Raw genomic sequence first — 15,294 nt, forward strand, 5'->3', positions numbered from 1 at the left:
GCCGGCGGATCACGCTTGCTTGGGCTCCGGGCAGAGGTACAGCCGAGCCCCGGCCACGATGAAGTTCGACAGCGCCTCGTCCTTGGTCGCGATGTCCAGCTTCTCGGCCACGGCGGTCGAATCGGCACCGCGCGCGAACTGCGTGCACGCATCGCGGGCGAGAGTGGTCAGTGTGGTGCAGTCGCCCGTATAACCCACCGAGGTGATGCTGCGGCAGAGGTCGTCCTCGGGCGAAGCGGCAGCCTGAGGTGCGGCCATCAGCAGGCACACCGCGGCGATGGAAAGCGCTGTGAGCGCACGCGTAGTCATGTCACGTCCTTCCTAGCGCTCGACTACCCGCTTTGGCTCGCCGCACGCAGAATCGGACGCAGATCGAGATTGCGGCGTTACCAAGACCGGGATAGCTGCTTGGCGTCAGCGGCGTGGTGACAGACTGCGCACATGGCGTGGGATTTCAGCACCGAACCCGAATTTCAAGAGAAGCTCGACTGGGTCAAGCAGTTCTGCGAAGAGAAAGTCGAACCGCTCGACCACATCTTCCCGTACGCGGTGCGATCACCCGATCCCGCGGTCAAGGCGTACGTCCGCGAACTGCAGCAGGAGGTCAAGGACCAGGGGTTGTGGGCCATCTTCCTTGACAGAGAGCTCGGCGGACCGGGCTTCGGGCAGCTCAAGCTCGGTCTGCTCAACGAGGTCATCGGCCGCTACCCCGGCGCCCCACACATGTTCGGCGCGTCGGCCCCAGACACGGGCAACATGGAGATGCTGGCCGCTTACGGCACCGAGGAACAAAAGGAGCGGTGGCTCAAACCGCTGCTCAACCAGGACATGTTCTCCGCGTACTCGATGACCGAACCTCAAGGCGGCAGCGACCCCAATCTGTTCAAGACCCACGCGGTGCGCGACGGCGACGAATGGGTGATCAATGGCGAGAAGTGGTTCACCTCGGCAGGCCGCGTCGCCGACATCCTGTTCGTGATGTGCACGAACGGGATGTTCGTCGTCCCGCGCAAGACCCCCGGCGTCGAGATCATGCCCGAACCGCGCAACCACAACCACATCGTCTACCGCGACGTCCGCGTGCCACATGACCATCTGCTCGGGCCGGAAAACGGTGCAAAAGTGTTGGCGCAGAGGCGACTCGGTGGCGGACGAATCCATCACGCCATGCGCACGATCGCGCAGTGCAACCTGGCCTTCGACATGATGTGCGAGCGGGCGCTCAGCCGCGAATCGCACGGCAAGGTGATCTCCGAGCACCAGATGGTGCAGGAGAAGATCGCCGAGTCCTACGCGATGATCAAGATGCTGCGCCTGTTCGTCCTGGAGACGGCGTGGAAGATCGACAACACCTCGACCCAGGAGGCCCGCACCGAGATCGCCGCGGTCAAGTTCACGATGGCCAACGTCCTGCGCGAGGTGTCGTTCAACGCCTTGCACATCCTCGGGTCGCTGGGCACCACCGACCTCACCCCGATCCAGGCGATGTATGCCTCCGCCCCGACGATGGGCATCGCCGACGGCGTGGACGAGGTGCACAAGGCCACGGTCGCGCGCCGCGTGCTGCGCGACTATCAACCGCACGAGGGTGACTTCCCGACGGAGTTCCTGCCCTACAAGCGGGAGCAGGCGCGCCAGAAGATGCAACCCGTCCTCGATGCACGTCCCGAACTGGCGGCCGCCGCCGAGGCGTATCAGAAATATCTGTCGGGGCGCCGCTGAACGTTCGCGCCGCGGGCGCGCTCGCCTAGGGTGAAGGCATGCGGTTCGCCATCGCCCTACTCGGAGTGATCGTCGCGTTGTTCGGCTTGCTGTTCACCCTCCAAGGCTTCGGCGTGGTCGGCGGCAGCCCGATGAGCAACACCACCACGTGGTCGATCCTCGGCCCGATCATCGCTCTGGTCGGTCTCGCGCTGGCCGTTGGTGGTCTTCGCCGTCGCAAGCCGTGACGTTCATACGGGTCTGCGGAACACCGTTTCGATGAGCAGTCGCCGGCACCACAGCCGGTAAGCCTCCACGCTCCAGCCGTCCCGGTGGGTCACCCGGCGAAAGGTCTCGACGCTGCCGAGCACTGCCGCCGTCTCGAGTAGCTCCTCGAACGGGACATCGGTGCGCAGCCAGCCGCGGTCCCCGAAGTGCTTGAGGACCCGCCCGATCTGCCTGGTGACGCTGGCGATCAGGTCGCCGAGATAACGGTCCAACTCCGGGTCCGCGTTCGCGCCCCCGATGAGCGCCGTCGCGAGCTCAGCCGCTCGTTCATGCACGTCGATCTGTGCGGCGATGACGGCGTCGATGGCCTCGTCAAAGTCCTCGATCGCGACGATGCTTCGGCCGACGTCGAGATTGAGGATGTTGTCCTCGCCGGCCACGCCGAACGCCTCGTATTCGATCGCCGCGATCAGGAGCGCCGCTTTGGGTCCCTGCGACTGCACGGTCTCCGTCGACACACCGGCGTCCGAGGCGATCTTGGCCAGCGTTGTGCGCGCATATCCCTGTGCGGCGAACAGCTTCGCAGCGCCCGACACAATCCGCTCCCTGGTCGCCTGCGCCTGCTGCCTGCGCAATTCGGACTGATACGAACGACTGCGGGATATTGACTTGGATGACACAGTAATGAATACTAGCCCACTGGATCGAATTTTCGGACGGGCGGGGGACCGCAATGGCATCGATCGTGATCGCCAGCTTTCCGGCACAGGGTCATATCGCACCGCTTCTGACCGTTGCGAGGAACTTCGTCGAACGCGGCGACCATGTTCGGTTCCTCACCGGCTCGCATTTCGCGGAGAAGGTCGTCGCCACCGGGGCGGAGTTCATTGCGCTTCCTCCGGAGGCCGACTTCGATCAACGGCCCCTTTCCGAGCACTTCCCGGAGCGCGCACGGCTCAAAGGTCTCCGAGCGACTGCCTTCGACGTCGAGCACGTCTTCGCGCGGCCGGCCCGGGGGCAGTACGCATCGCTGACCGCCGCGCTTGCCGAACAACCTGCGGATGTCGTGCTCGCTGAACCCGCCTTCGTCGGCGCGGCGTGTCTGCTCGGGCTTCCACGCTCAGCTCGCCCCGCGGTGGTGATGTGCTGTGTGATCCCACTCTGCATCGAGAGTCGTGACATGGCGCCGTTCGGTCTGGGACTGCCGCCTGCGCGCTTCCTCAATCGGACCCGCAACGCGGCGTTGAGGGGCGTCCACCATCGAATCCTCGAGGGCGCCAACGGAATCATCAACGATCTTCACCGCGAACTGCATGGAATCGACATGCCGGGAACGTTCCCGGACTGGGGCCGGCGGGCGGACGCGCTCCTTCACTTCACGGTGCCGTCCTTCGAATATCCGATTACCGATGCGCCTCCGACGCTCAGCTTTGCGGGGCCGCTCTCGGCCACGGGTTCACAGGCGCCGCTGCCGCCGTGGTGGTCTGACCTCGACGGGACCCGGCCGGTCGTGCACGTCACGCAGGGCACTGTTGCCAACACCGATTACGACCAGGCGATAGCTCCGACTTTGCGTGCTCTCGACGATGAGGACCTTCTCGTCGTGGTGGCGACGGGTGGGCGCCCGGTCGATACCCTGCCGCCGCTCCCCGCGAACGCGCGCGCGGCGGAGTACCTGCCGTACGACGAACTTTTTCCGCGTACGGCAGTCTTCGTCACCAACGGCGGTTACGGCGGTGTGCAGTACGCCTTGCGTTACGGCGTGCCGATCGTCGCCACCGGCGGCAAGGAAGACAAGCCGGAGGTTGGCGCTCGCGTTCAGTGGGCTGGCGTCGGCCGGCGGATTAGAAGCGACCGACCGACCGCACGCGCGCTGCGCCGAGAGATCCTGCGGGTGATCGACGAGCCGCGATACCGACACGCCAGTGCCCGCATTGCGGCTGACATGGCCGCGTCGCCGGGCTTCGCCGAAGTGGCCGCGGTCGTCGACGGTCTGGTGGCCCGGCAGGCGCCGGAAACGGGGGACGTATACCCTCCTGTCGCGCCGACTTCGTGAGGGCGGCGGAGCTATGCCCGGGCCAGGTGGAGAGGCGATCGTTGATGTTCGCTGAAAGCGCACAAGCGGGGGCCGCCGCTCTGTAACGCTCGGGTAGGCGGAGCGATGAATTCTGTGAGGCCGGCAGCGTCGGGGGAGCCCTCAGGGTGCTCGTTTCCGTCTCAGCGACGAACGGTTCGCACGGCGCCGAGCCGCCAACCAGGCAGAGAAGGGAGTGGAGGCACGATGGGTGCTCCGCTGAATGAATTCCGCAGGGATGTCCGGAAACGAGGTATCGCCGTCGTCGCGTCGGGAGCCGTGATCTCCCTGACCGCGCTGACCGCCGGGCTCGCGCCTGCCGTGGCGCAGCCCGATTCCGACGACGTCGTGACGACGGTCGCGCCGGAACCCAGAGTCAGCGCTCCTGAGCCGGAGGTGACCGTCGAGCAGCCGACCTCGGCCCCCGAGCCGCAGGTGCCGGCGACCCAGGTCGCGCCGCAGACGCAGGCGCCGCAGACGCAGGCACCGCAGACGCAGGCACCGGTCGTAGAGCCCGAGCCCGCCGCCGAGCCCGAGCCGGCTCCCGCCCCGCAGCCGGAGCCCGCGCCGCAGACCGTTGCCCCGCCGAAGACCAGCACGGCGGTCCAGTCGGCCGAGCCGTCGACGCCGGCTGCCGAGCCGTCGGCGCCCGCCGAGCGGACCCCGGCGACGTCGGCCGCGCCGCGTACCAGCGCTGCCGCTCCGGCGACCAAGCCCGAGACCAGCGAACCGGCCGAACCGGGTGAGTCCACCGCTTCGTCTGCAGCGATCGCACCCGCGTCGGAGACTGAGACACCGACGTCGAGCGACAAGACGGTGGCGGAGACCACCGGTAACGAGGAGAGCGGTTCGGACTCCGACACCCCGACGGTGTCGATCGAGAACGCCTCCAAGGAGATCGAGACGCTGGCGCCCGAGACGCTCGAAGCGCCGGCCGAAGACGTCGAACTCGCACGCAACGCCAAGCCGGTGTTCGAACCGGAGCCCGCGCCCGCCCCCGAGGAGGACGTGACCGCGTTCAAGCAGTCGGTTGACATGACGCTCGGCTTGAACGGCGCCGAGGCCAGCGCCAGCGCGAAGGTCGAACTCGAGGCCAAGCGTGACCGCGACTTCGAGCTGGTCAGCAATGTGCGTCAGTGGCAACCGGAGTGGATCGAGTACGACGAGTTCTACCGCCCGGTGCTGATGAACCCGTTCCGGGCCCCTGTGCGCATCGTCTACGTCTACGACATGCGCCCGCGCATCGCCTACATCCCGCCGCTGTCGCGGCTGGTGCTCGAGGCAGCCCAGTTCGCCGCCTACAGCTTCACCGCGGCTCTGCTCAGCCCAGTCGTCGCGGCGGCCAACGTCGCGCAGGCGGTGAGCAACATCGCCGTCGGAACCTTCTTCGGTGGCGGCTACTTCCCGGGCGCCGGCCTGCCGTTGCCTCCGCCTCCGCCGCCCGTGCTGCGCTATGACAACGTGCCGGTTCTGGTCAACTACTCCAACGCCCGTTACGAGCCGTTCCGGGTGCGGCAGATCGTCGATGTGGGTGAGGACCGCGTCTACGGCGGGCGCAAGGTGCTGCTCGACGGCGCGACGCCGGTCTGGGGTGAATGGACGCAAACAGCAAGCGGGGAGCGCCAATTCGAGGTCCGCAAGACCCAGCAGTTCCCCGGCTTGAGCGAACCGGCTGAGGCTCCGCTGCCCGGCGACTACCGGCTGCGGCTGGCGTCGGACCAGGCTTCGACCGGCGGTCTGACCGGCCGGGACATCTTCCTGATGGTCTCGGCGGGTGTGATCGGCACGCTCGGCTTCGGCGCCATCGGACTGGCGTTCTTCCTCGGCCGTCGGCGGCCCGAACACTGACGGGTCGCGGGCGCACCGGGAAAGTCGTCACCGCCGTTACGCCGCCGTCAACAAGGGTGCATGATGGTGCGATGCCCGAGGTTCGCGTGGGTCCGCTGCTTCGTCACGTCGGCAAAACCGACGCGACCGTGTGGGTCGAGACGGACAAGCCGTGCGGGGTCGAGGTCCTCGGCAGCCACGCCGACACCTTCGAGGTCGAAGGTCATCACTTCGCGATCGTCTGCGTGACCGACCTCGACCCCGACAGCGAACACCCCTACGAGGTGCATCTCGACGGCGAAAAAGCCTGGCCGCCAACCGGATATGAGTATCCGCAACCGCGGATCCGGTTGATGCCGCGGGATGGCTCATTGCGGCTGCTGTTCGGGTCCTGCCGCGCGTCGGCCCCCCATCACCCGCCCTACACCTATCAGCACTGGTGGCACCCCAAGGGCAAAGGCATCGACGTGCTGCGCACATACGGGATGCGGATGCTGCGCCAGCCGTCGGCGCTGTGGCCCGACGCCCTGCTGATGATGGGGGACCAGCTCTACGCCGACCAGGTGAACGACACGATCAAGGATCTGGTCGCCGATCGCGAAGTGCACGCCGACGGCCCCGTCGAGGTGCTCGAGGACTTCGAGGAGTACTGCATCGGCTACTGGGACGCCTGGTGCGATCCGGTCGTGCGATGGATGCTCTCGACCATTCCGACGTCGATGATGTTCGACGACCACGAGATCAACGACAAGTGGAACACGTCGCAGGCCTGGCTCGACGAGAAGCGCCAGACCGACTGGTACCAGACGCGGATCATCGGCGGGCTGATGGCCTACTGGATCTACCAGCACCTCGGCAACATGTCGCCCGACGAACTGGCCAAGGACCAGACGTTCCAGCGCGTCATCGAGACCAGGCAGGGTTCCGAACTGGTTCGCGAACTCGCTCAGATAGCCGAAAAAGACGACGGTGCATCACATTTCAGCATGTGTCGCGATCTCGGTCCGGCGCGGTTGATCGTCGTCGACGCCCGCACCGGCCGCCAACTCAAACCGGGGCGGCGCCGGATCACCACCGACGAGGAATGGGACTGGATCACCGCCAACGCCGACGGAAACTACCAGCACCTGCTGTTCGCCAGCTCGCTGCCGATCCTGCTGCCCTACGGAATGCACCACATCGAAGCGTGGTCGGAGGCCGTCGGCGACGGCGCCTGGGGACGATGGCTCACTGGTCTGGGGGAGAAGGTCCGCATCACGGCCAACCTCGACCACTGGGCCTGTTTTCAGGAGAGCTTCCGGCGCTTCGAGGACCTGGTCATCGACGTGGCGAGTGGACGACGGGGTCCCGCGCCCGATTCGGTGGTGCTGTTCGGCGGCGATGTGCACCACTGCTGGGTGTCCGAGGTCGAGGTACCCGACGAGGCGACCAGGCTTGGCACCAAGGTCTGGCAGGTGGTGTGTTCGGGACTGCGCAAGGAGCCGTCGGCGGTCGAACGAGTCGTTCTGCGGCTCGGTCACACCGGCTTCGTCGAGACCGTCGGCAAGGCGCTGGCGAAAACCACGAAAGTGCCCAAGCCGCGGCTCCGGTGGCGCCCCGTCTCCGAGCCGCATTTCCGCAACCAGGTCGGGACGCTGGAGATCGCGGGCGGCGAGATGGGCGTACGGATCGAGAAGGTCACCGGCAGCTGGCGCAAGCCGCACCTGACCACCGTCATCGAGCACAAATTGCTCTGAAATCGCTTCAGCCGGCGCCTTTGCCGTTGTCGACCCGGTAGACCGCACCGTGTATCGCCGCGGCGTCGTCGCTGGCCAGAAATGCGATGGTCTTGGCGACGTCGACGGTGTCCATGAACCCGCGCGGCGACGCGATGCGCATGATGAGGTCCCAGTCGGCGTTGTCGGGTGCGGAGAACTCGGTGGTCTGCGCGGTCGGCATGCCGCCAGGGCAGACCGCGTTCACCCGGACCTTCTCCTTGGTGTACTCGACGGCCAGCGCCCGGGTCAGCCCGACGAGACCGTGCTTGGCCGCGCAGTATCCGGCCGAGTACACCTCGCCTTCCACACCCGCGATCGACGAGACGTTGACGATGTTGCCGCCGCTCTTCGACAGATGCGGCAGCGCGGCACGACAGAGGTAGAACGGCCCGTGCAGATTCACCGCGAGGTCGCGTTCCCACTCGGCGTCGGTCACCGCGGTGGTGTGGCGCATCTGGTGAAAGCCCGCCACATTCACGAGGACGTCGAGTCGCCCGAAATCCGCCACGCACCGCGCGACGGCCTCACGACACGCCGCCGACGACGTCACGTCCACCGACGCGAAGCGGCCGCCGGGCACCGCCTCGAACACCGACGCCATCCGTTCCGTGTCGCGCGCGATCCCGAAGACGGTGGCACCGCGTTGGGCGAACAGTTGCGCGACCGCGGCGCCCAATCCCGCCGAGGCGCCCGTCACCAATGCGACCTTGCCGCTGAGTTGAGTCATGGTTGAAGACTTTGTCACGGGCAAGCGCGCGGGCCGACGACCGGAGTCGCCGCAACAGGTGATCCTGGTTTCTGTGGTCGAGAGTGCATCCAGGTTGTTCAGCCAATCACAGCCCTGAATGCAATCTCGCCGCTAGGAAGCTGACAGCGCTACTGGGCCGAAACCCGGGGACGCTCCGGGGGTACGGCGGCCAACAGCGCGCGGGTGTAGTCGTCGCGGGGTGAGGTGAACAAAGCGGCGGCCGGCCGGTACTCGACCGACGCACCGTCGCGCATCACCAGCACGTCATGGCTGACCTGCTGGACGATCGCGAGGTCGTGCGCAATGAACAGGTAGGTCAGCCCCAGGTCACGTTGCAGACCGGCCAGCAGATCGAGCACTTTGGCCTGTACCGAAACATCCAGGGCCGCAGTCGCTTCATCGAGGATCAGCAACTCGGGTTCACCGGCCAGCGCGCGGGCGATGCTCACCCGTTGGCGTTCACCGCCCGACAGCTCATGCGGGTAGCGCGACGCGAACGACGTCGGCAGACCGACGAGGTCGAGCAGTTCATCCACCCGGGCGGCGCGGGCGCGCCGACCCTTCGCGAGCCGGTGCACGATCAGCGGTTCGGCGATCGTGGCGCTGACGCGGGCGCGCGGGTTCACCGACGAGAACGGGTCCTGGAACACCAGGCCGATCCGCCTGCGCAACGCCTTCTCCGCCTTCCCGCGCACCCCGAACACGTCGGCATCACCGAGTTTCGCGGTGCCGTCGTCGGGCCGCAGCAGGCCGGTGAGCGCGGACGCCACGGTCGACTTGCCCGAACCTGACTCGCCGACGAGGCCCAGGGTGCTGCCCCGACGAATCTGAAACGACAGGTCTTTGACGGCGTGCACGGTCGACTTGCCGACCGGTGTGCTGACTTCGAACCGCACGTCAAGACCGGCGACGTCCAGCAGCACCGGCGCATCCGGCACGGGTGGTGGACCCGGGCGCCCGACGAGTGGCCGCGCGGCGAGCAGTTCCTGGGTGTACTCGTGGCGAGGCCGGTCGAAAACGTCGGTGACCGAGGCCTGTTCGACCGCTTCGCCGCCACGCAACACCGTCACGTCCTCGGCGACCTGGCCGATCACGCCGAGGTCATGGCTGATCCACACCACCGCCGTGCCGAAATCGCGTTGCAGTTCAGCGACCAGTTCCACGATCTGCGCCTGCGTGGTCACATCGAGGGCGGTGGTCGGTTCGTCGGCGATCAGCAGAGCCGGATCGCACGCCATCGCTATCGCGATCATCACGCGCTGCTTCTGCCCACCGGACAGCTGGTGGGGATAGGCGCGCAGCCGCGACTGCGGGTCCGGCAGCCCGACCGCCTCGAGCAGTTCGAGCGCCCGGCTGCGGGCCTGCTGGCGGGTCATCCGCCGGTGCGCCTCAAGTGATTCGGTGATCTGCCGCTCCAGCGGCAACAACGGGTTCAGCGACGTACCCGGATCCTGGAACACGAACCCGATCTGGCCGCCGTGCACGCTGCGCAACACTCGGTTCGAGGCTCCGACGAGCTCGGTACGGCCGGCTTCTGTTGTCAGCGTGCTCGTTCCGGAGATTCCCGCACCCGGCGCGTCGAGAAGGCCCGTCGCGGCGAGGACGGTCATCGACTTGCCCGAACCGGACTCACCCACGATCCCGAGGGTCTGTCCGCGGTGCACGTCGAACGACACTCCCTGCACGATTTCCCGCCTGCCGATGCTGACCCGCAGGTCGCGCACGCTCAACACCGGATCGCTCACTGCTGCGTCCCTGTGCGGCGGGTTTCGGCGAGCGTGCGCTGCCGGGGATCGAGGACGTCGCGCAGACCGTCACCGAGCAGATTGAACGCGAGCACGGTGACGAAGATGGCGGCACCGGGGAACACCGCCATCCACCACGCCATCGTCACGAAGCCCTGCGAATCGAAGATCATCCGCCCCAGCGACGGCTGCGGCGGCTGAATGCCCAACCCCAGGAACGACAATGCGGCCTCGGACAGGATGGCGAAGGCCAGCGACAGCGACGTCTGCACCACCAGCGGTCCGGCGATGTTGGGCAGGATGTGGCGGCCCAGGATGTAGCGATGCCCGGTGCCCATGCTGCGCGACACCGACACGAACGGTTCGACGCGCACGCTCATGGTGCTGGCGCGGGCCACCCTGGCGAAGATCGGCGTGTAGACGATGCCGATCGCCAGGATCGTCGTTGTCACACCGGGTCCTAGGATCGCGACCACGGCGAGCGCGAGCAGCAGCACCGGAAACGCGAACATCACGTCGACCACGCGCATGAACACGGTGTCCAGCCATCCGCCGCGATAGCCAGACACCACACCGATCGTCACGCCCACCACCACCGCGAACGCCACACTGACCACCGCCACCCGCATCGACGCCTGCGTGGCCACCAGCACCCGCGACAACACGTCGCGTCCCAGTTCGTCGGTGCCGAACCAGTGCACCCCGCTGGGCGGTTGCAGCGCGTTCGGGACGTCGACGTCGTTGATGCCGTACGGCGCAATCCAATTGGCGGTGACGGCGACGAACGCGATCAGCACGAGCAGGGCCGCGCTGACCACAGTGACGGGATTGCCCATGAGCAGCCGCAGCGACGACACCCTGCTGCTCGACTCGGCGCGAGCTGTCATGACAACCGGATCCTCGGGTCGACGACGGCGTAGAGCACGTCCACGATCAGGTTGATCAACAGGAACAGTGCCGCGATCAACAACACCGTGCCCTGGATGACCGCGTAGTCACGCCCGGCCACCGCGTTGTAGACGAGCCGGCCCAGCCCCGGCCAGGCGAACACCACCTCCACGACGATCACGCCGGACATGATCGTGGCCAGCTGGATACCGGTGATGGTCAGGATCGGGATCAGAGCGTTGCGCACGGTGTGGCGCAGCGTGACCACCTGCGGTGCAAGCCCTTTCGAGCGCGCGGTTCGCACGTAACCCATCGCGGCAACCTCGAGCACCGCAGAGCGCACGTAGCGCGTCAGGATCGCGCCCGCCACCAGTCCGACGGTGAGCGCGGGCAGGATCAGATGGCGCAACCAGCCCTCGGGGTCGTCGAACAGCGGCCGGTAGCCCGAGGTGGGCAGCCAGTGCAGCGTCGAGGCGAACAGCCCGATGAGCAGTATGCCCATCCAGAAGTCGGGGATCGATACGCCGAACTGGCTGCCCACCCGCACGAGCGCGTCGCTGACCCGGCCCTCGTGCAGCGCCGACCAGATGCCGGCCGGGATGGCGATCAGCAGCGCGATGACGATTCCGGCCGCCGCCAGGGACACTGTGGCAGGCAGTCTTTCGAGCAGGATCACCGTCACCGGATCGCCGTTGCGAAAACTCACCCCGAGATTGCCGGTCAACGCGTTCCCGATGTAGGACAGGAACTGCTCGACGATCGGTTTGTCGAGGCCGCTCGCCGCCCGTAGCGCCTCGTAAGCCTGCGGTGTGTAGCGGGTTCCCAGCGCGATGCGCACCGGATCGCCGGGCACCAGATGCACCAGCGCGAAGCTGACGACCAGCACGCCGAGCAGCACCACCGCCGAGTACGCCAACCGGCGCGCCAGAAACCGCATGATCGGGTGAGTGAGCAAGCCCTTCATCAGGTTTCGCTCCCGTTCAGGCTCGCCGTGCGAAAGCGCACGGCACCGTCACGGCGGGCTTCGTAACCGGACAGATTGGTCGCCCACGCCTGGATCACCGAGGGGTTGTACAGGTAGATGTAGCTCACCTCGTCGGCGATGATCGTCGCGGCGCGCTGATAGAGCTCGAAGCGCGCTTGGCGGTCCGCCTCGACGCGGCCCGCGTCGAGCAGGCGGTCGACCTCGGGATTGGAATACTTCTGGGCGTTGCTCGTTCCGTTCGTATGGTGCTGGGCGTAGTAGAAGTCGTCCGGGTCGATGTTGCCGAGCCAGCCCATCATGAGCATGTCGAAGTTGCCGTTGTTCTGCTCGTCGAGCCAGGTGGCGAAGTCGACGGTGCGGATGTTGACCGAGATGCCAAGTGGGGCAAGGTTATCCGCGACGACCTGCGCCGCGGTCACGGTTTCGGGATACTCACTGGTGACCAGCATGTCGAGATCGACGTCATCCACGCCGGCCTCGTCGAGCAGCCGTTGGGCGGTCTCCGTGTCGTAGCGGTAGCGGTCGTATGCGGTGTACCAGGGGTTGCCTTCGGGGATGGCGAGTTGGTTGGCGGCCGCGGTGCCGTAGCTGGTGGCCTGCACGATCGCGGCGCGGTCTATGCCGTAGGCGACGGCTTGGCGTGCCCGCACGTCGTCCCACGGTTTGTGCGCCTCGTTGAGCGCGAGGTACCAGTAGTCGTTGCTGGCGGCCACCTGCAGATGCAGCGAGTCGTCGTCACGAAGCTGCGCCACCCGCTGCGTCGGGACGGAGTCGGTCCAGTCGACCTCACCGGCCTGCAGCGCCGACAGCGCGGTCGACGGTTCCGAGATGAACCGGAACGTCACACCGCCCACCTTCGGAACGCCACCCCAATACGTCTTGTTCGCCGACAAGACGATGGAGTCGCCGCTCTTCTGCGACTGGAACGCGAACGGTCCGGTACCCACCGGGTGAGTGGCGATCTGACCGCTTTCGACGTTGCGACGCTGCACGATCGCCATTCCCTTGAATCCGCCGATGTTGGTCAACAGGTTGGGCGTCGGATGTTTGACCCGGATCACCACGGTCATCGGGTCGACGGCCCGCACGTCGGCCACGGCGCTGAACTTGTCGACGTTGGCCAACTGCTCGTCGATGATGCGCCGATACGAGAACACGACGTCGTCGGCGGTGAACGGGCTGCCGTCGTGAAACGTCACCCCGGGGCGCAGATGGAACGTCCACCACAACTCGTCGGGGCTGACTTCCCACGACTCGGCGAGAGCGGGCCGCATCTCGAGGTTGACGTCCGGTTCGACGAGCGTGTCGAAGACGTTCTCGAGCACCTCGAAGGAGAAGTACGCGCTGGTCTTGTGCGGGTCGAGCTGATCGGGTTCACCGGCGATGGCCGCCACGAGGTTGTTCGAGGACTCCCCGAGATCCACGCCCTGGCCGGTGGAGCACCCGGCCAGCGCCGTCACGACGGCGGTGACGACCACGGTGGCGAGTACTTCCACCAGTCGTTTCATGCCTTCACCCCGCCGGTCGTGTGCATCGTTTCTACCTCCCGCCACGGAGCCGCGAAACCCGGAGCCGGGGAAAGCCGTGACGACGCTGCGTGCACACTGAGATACTCGACACCAACCGTAGACGGCTGAAGGGGCACAACGTGACCAAGACGATCGCACGGGCGTTGGGCGTCGCGGCGTGTGCGCTCGGGCTGATGTTCGGCGCCGCAGGGACCGCGGCCGGCCAGGGTGACGTGAAATCCCCCGACACCCCCGAAGGGGTCTACACGGTCAAGATCGCCGGACAGGCCGAGACCACCTGGGAGATCTTCCCGATCTGCGTCCCGACCGTCGGCGATCTGCGCGAGCCGCTGATCCTGCCCGTCGGGTGCCGGCTCAAGGTCACGCCGGCGGGCCGCGGTGGCGCCGAGGCCGACATGGTCGGCGGCGAGTGGACGTTCAAGGCGAACACGTTCGACTCGGTCCGCAACTGCCCCGACGGAAGCACCGCGCTGCAGAAGGAGATCTACTCCTTCAACGGGGCCACGCTCACCGGGCGCGCGAGGATCATTCACGGTGCGGTGTGTGGGGAACAGCCCGGGATGGTCGAACTGCCGTTGACCCTGACGTTCAAAGAACCGCTGGCGATTCCCATCACCCCGTATCCGCTGATCTGCGAGCCCGGCGGTCTGCGCCGCTGCTTCTAGGTGCCTGGCGATCCGTCGATCGGAGGAGCGGCCGGGCGCGGGCTGGACCCCGCCGGGCGGGCCCGTCTGCCACTCCTCAACGGCAAGGCCCTCGACCTGACCGGTCCCGGCCTGACCGATCGATGGGGTGTCACGTGCACCGACCTCGGCGCGTCGGCGGTCGCGCCGAACGGAAAGCTGGTGTCGGTGTTCGGCGACACCTTCTCGGGTCTGCGGGTCGGCGAGGGGGACTGGCGATCTCCGGTCGTCCTGATCGGCACCGGCGACGCCGACCACCCGATCGTCTATGAACACGCCGGCGGCAGCGATCCCGACTACGCGCGCCAACTGTGGCACTACGAGCACGACGACGCCGGCACCGGCTGGCGTCGCGGCGGTATCAGCACGGTGATCCCGTCGGACCTGCTGACCGTCGACGGGTCGATGTATCTGCACGCGATCGTCAACCGCGGCTTCGGCAACGTCGTCTGGACCGAGATCTGGCACTCGCACGACAACGGGGTGAGCTGGACACATCTGGGGGACAAGGCCAAGTTTCCCGCCGACCTGCACGACGGTCATGCACAGTGCTGGGCTTGGGATCACGACCCCGACGACGGCTGGGTGTACGTGGCCGCGACCGGCTTCCAACGCGACAAGGGCATCATTCTCATGCGGGTGCGCCCAGAGCACATCGGCGACAGAACCCGTTATCTCAGTTGGTATTACGACGGGACGAGATGGTCGTGGGGGACGAGACCGGCGACGCCGATCACGCCCGCCGGTGAGCGATGGGGCGAGCTCGCGTTGCGTCGTATCGGGCCGGGAAAGTGGGTGCTCGGCGGCTTTCTCGCGTCGAGGTACGCGCTCGGCTACCGGGTGGTGGCCTCACCGGTCGCCAACATGCACACCACGCCGGTTCAGACACCCATCCTCGGATCGGCGTGGCAGGACGAAGACCATGTCGGCAGCCGGGTCGCCCAACTCTACGGTGGCTACCTGTTGCCGGGGTCGCGCTTCGACATCGACGGTGGGATCGGACTGATTGTCTCGCAGTGGAATACGACGTCCGGCTGGCCGTACCGAGCGATGCAGTTCAAGACCGCGCTCAAAGACAGCACCAAGACGGTGCCGCCGCCCGACCCGATCAATTTGTAGCGTCCGATCC

The 15,294-nt window shown here is 66.8% G+C and carries 14 protein-coding genes; 7 read left to right on the forward strand and 7 right to left on the reverse strand.

Annotation, left to right across the window (positions count from 1 at the left end; all coding sequences use genetic code 11):
• Nucleotides 1–9: 9 nt before the first annotated feature.
• Nucleotides 10–309 (reverse strand): DUF732 domain-containing protein, encoded by a 300-nt coding sequence (locus A5790_RS05290; protein WP_066841727.1) that lies wholly within the window; start codon nt 307–309, stop codon nt 10–12.
• 132 nt (nt 310–441) lie between these two features.
• Here A5790_RS05290 and A5790_RS05295 point away from each other — a divergent pair, with 132 nt between their 5' ends.
• Both A5790_RS05295 and A5790_RS05300 read left to right on the forward strand, forming a co-directional pair.
• Nucleotides 442–1,722 carry an acyl-CoA dehydrogenase family protein gene (locus A5790_RS05295; protein ID WP_066841728.1) on the forward strand — a complete coding sequence of 427 codons (1,281 nt, stop codon included), beginning with the start codon at nt 442–444 and terminating at the stop codon, nt 1,720–1,722.
• Between the two features lie 38 nt (nt 1,723–1,760).
• Entirely contained in the window at nt 1,761–1,949 is a 189-nt protein-coding gene (locus tag A5790_RS05300; protein ID WP_066841729.1) for a hypothetical protein, read from the forward strand.
• A 3-nt stretch (nt 1,950–1,952) separates the two neighbouring features.
• Here the strand turns inward: A5790_RS05300 and A5790_RS05305 are convergent, their stop codons facing one another.
• A complete protein-coding gene (locus tag A5790_RS05305; protein WP_197696713.1) occupies nt 1,953–2,525 on the reverse strand; it encodes a TetR/AcrR family transcriptional regulator in 573 nt (190 codons plus the stop codon).
• Between the two features lie 137 nt (nt 2,526–2,662).
• Here A5790_RS05305 and A5790_RS05310 point away from each other — a divergent pair, with 137 nt between their 5' ends.
• The 3 genes from A5790_RS05310 (at nt 2,663) to A5790_RS05320 (ending at nt 7,566) form a co-directional block, all read left to right on the forward strand.
• Nucleotides 2,663–3,985, forward strand: coding sequence for a glycosyltransferase (locus tag A5790_RS05310; RefSeq protein WP_066841731.1), 1,323 nt, complete (start codon nt 2,663–2,665; stop codon nt 3,983–3,985).
• A 225-nt stretch (nt 3,986–4,210) separates the two neighbouring features.
• On the forward strand, nt 4,211–5,851 hold the full coding sequence (locus A5790_RS05315) for a hypothetical protein (protein WP_066841732.1): 1,641 nt from the start codon (nt 4,211–4,213) through the stop codon (nt 5,849–5,851).
• Between the two features lie 71 nt (nt 5,852–5,922).
• Nucleotides 5,923–7,566, forward strand: coding sequence for an alkaline phosphatase D family protein (locus A5790_RS05320; RefSeq protein ID WP_066841816.1), 1,644 nt, complete (start codon nt 5,923–5,925; stop codon nt 7,564–7,566).
• Nucleotides 7,567–7,573: 7 nt separating this feature from the next.
• Here A5790_RS05320 and A5790_RS05325 read toward each other — a convergent pair whose 3' ends face one another.
• From A5790_RS05325 to A5790_RS05345, 5 genes are all read right to left on the reverse strand, one after another.
• A complete protein-coding gene (locus A5790_RS05325) occupies nt 7,574–8,314 on the reverse strand; it encodes an SDR family NAD(P)-dependent oxidoreductase (RefSeq protein ID WP_066841733.1) in 741 nt (246 codons plus the stop codon).
• A 149-nt stretch (nt 8,315–8,463) separates the two neighbouring features.
• On the reverse strand, nt 8,464–10,080 hold the full coding sequence (locus tag A5790_RS05330; RefSeq protein WP_066841734.1) for an ABC transporter ATP-binding protein: 1,617 nt from the start codon (nt 10,078–10,080) through the stop codon (nt 8,464–8,466).
• A complete protein-coding gene (locus tag A5790_RS05335; protein ID WP_066841735.1) occupies nt 10,077–10,967 on the reverse strand; it encodes an ABC transporter permease in 891 nt (296 codons plus the stop codon). Before A5790_RS05335 ends, A5790_RS05330 begins: the two co-directional genes overlap by 4 nt.
• Nucleotides 10,964–11,932 (reverse strand): ABC transporter permease, encoded by a 969-nt coding sequence (locus A5790_RS05340; RefSeq protein ID WP_066841736.1) that lies wholly within the window; start codon nt 11,930–11,932, stop codon nt 10,964–10,966. Before A5790_RS05340 ends, A5790_RS05335 begins: the two co-directional genes overlap by 4 nt.
• Entirely contained in the window at nt 11,932–13,461 is a 1,530-nt protein-coding gene (locus tag A5790_RS05345; RefSeq protein WP_066841737.1) for an ABC transporter substrate-binding protein, read from the reverse strand. Before A5790_RS05345 ends, A5790_RS05340 begins: the two co-directional genes overlap by 1 nt.
• 140 nt (nt 13,462–13,601) lie before the next feature.
• On the opposite strand from A5790_RS05345, the gene A5790_RS05350 reads away from it, so the two are divergent.
• Both A5790_RS05350 and A5790_RS05355 read left to right on the forward strand, forming a co-directional pair.
• Entirely contained in the window at nt 13,602–14,147 is a 546-nt protein-coding gene (locus tag A5790_RS05350; protein WP_231987603.1) for a hypothetical protein, read from the forward strand.
• Between the two features lie 42 nt (nt 14,148–14,189).
• Nucleotides 14,190–15,284, forward strand: a complete 1,095-nt coding sequence (locus A5790_RS05355) for a DUF4185 domain-containing protein (RefSeq protein ID WP_231987612.1) — start codon at nt 14,190–14,192, stop codon at nt 15,282–15,284.
• The last annotated feature ends 10 nt before the right edge of the window (nt 15,285–15,294 follow it).

Origin of the sequence: Mycobacterium sp. 852002-51152_SCH6134967 (assembly GCF_001667105.1) — a bacterium.
Taxonomy (GTDB): Bacteria; Actinomycetota; Actinomycetes; order Mycobacteriales; family Mycobacteriaceae; genus Mycobacterium; species Mycobacterium neumannii_A.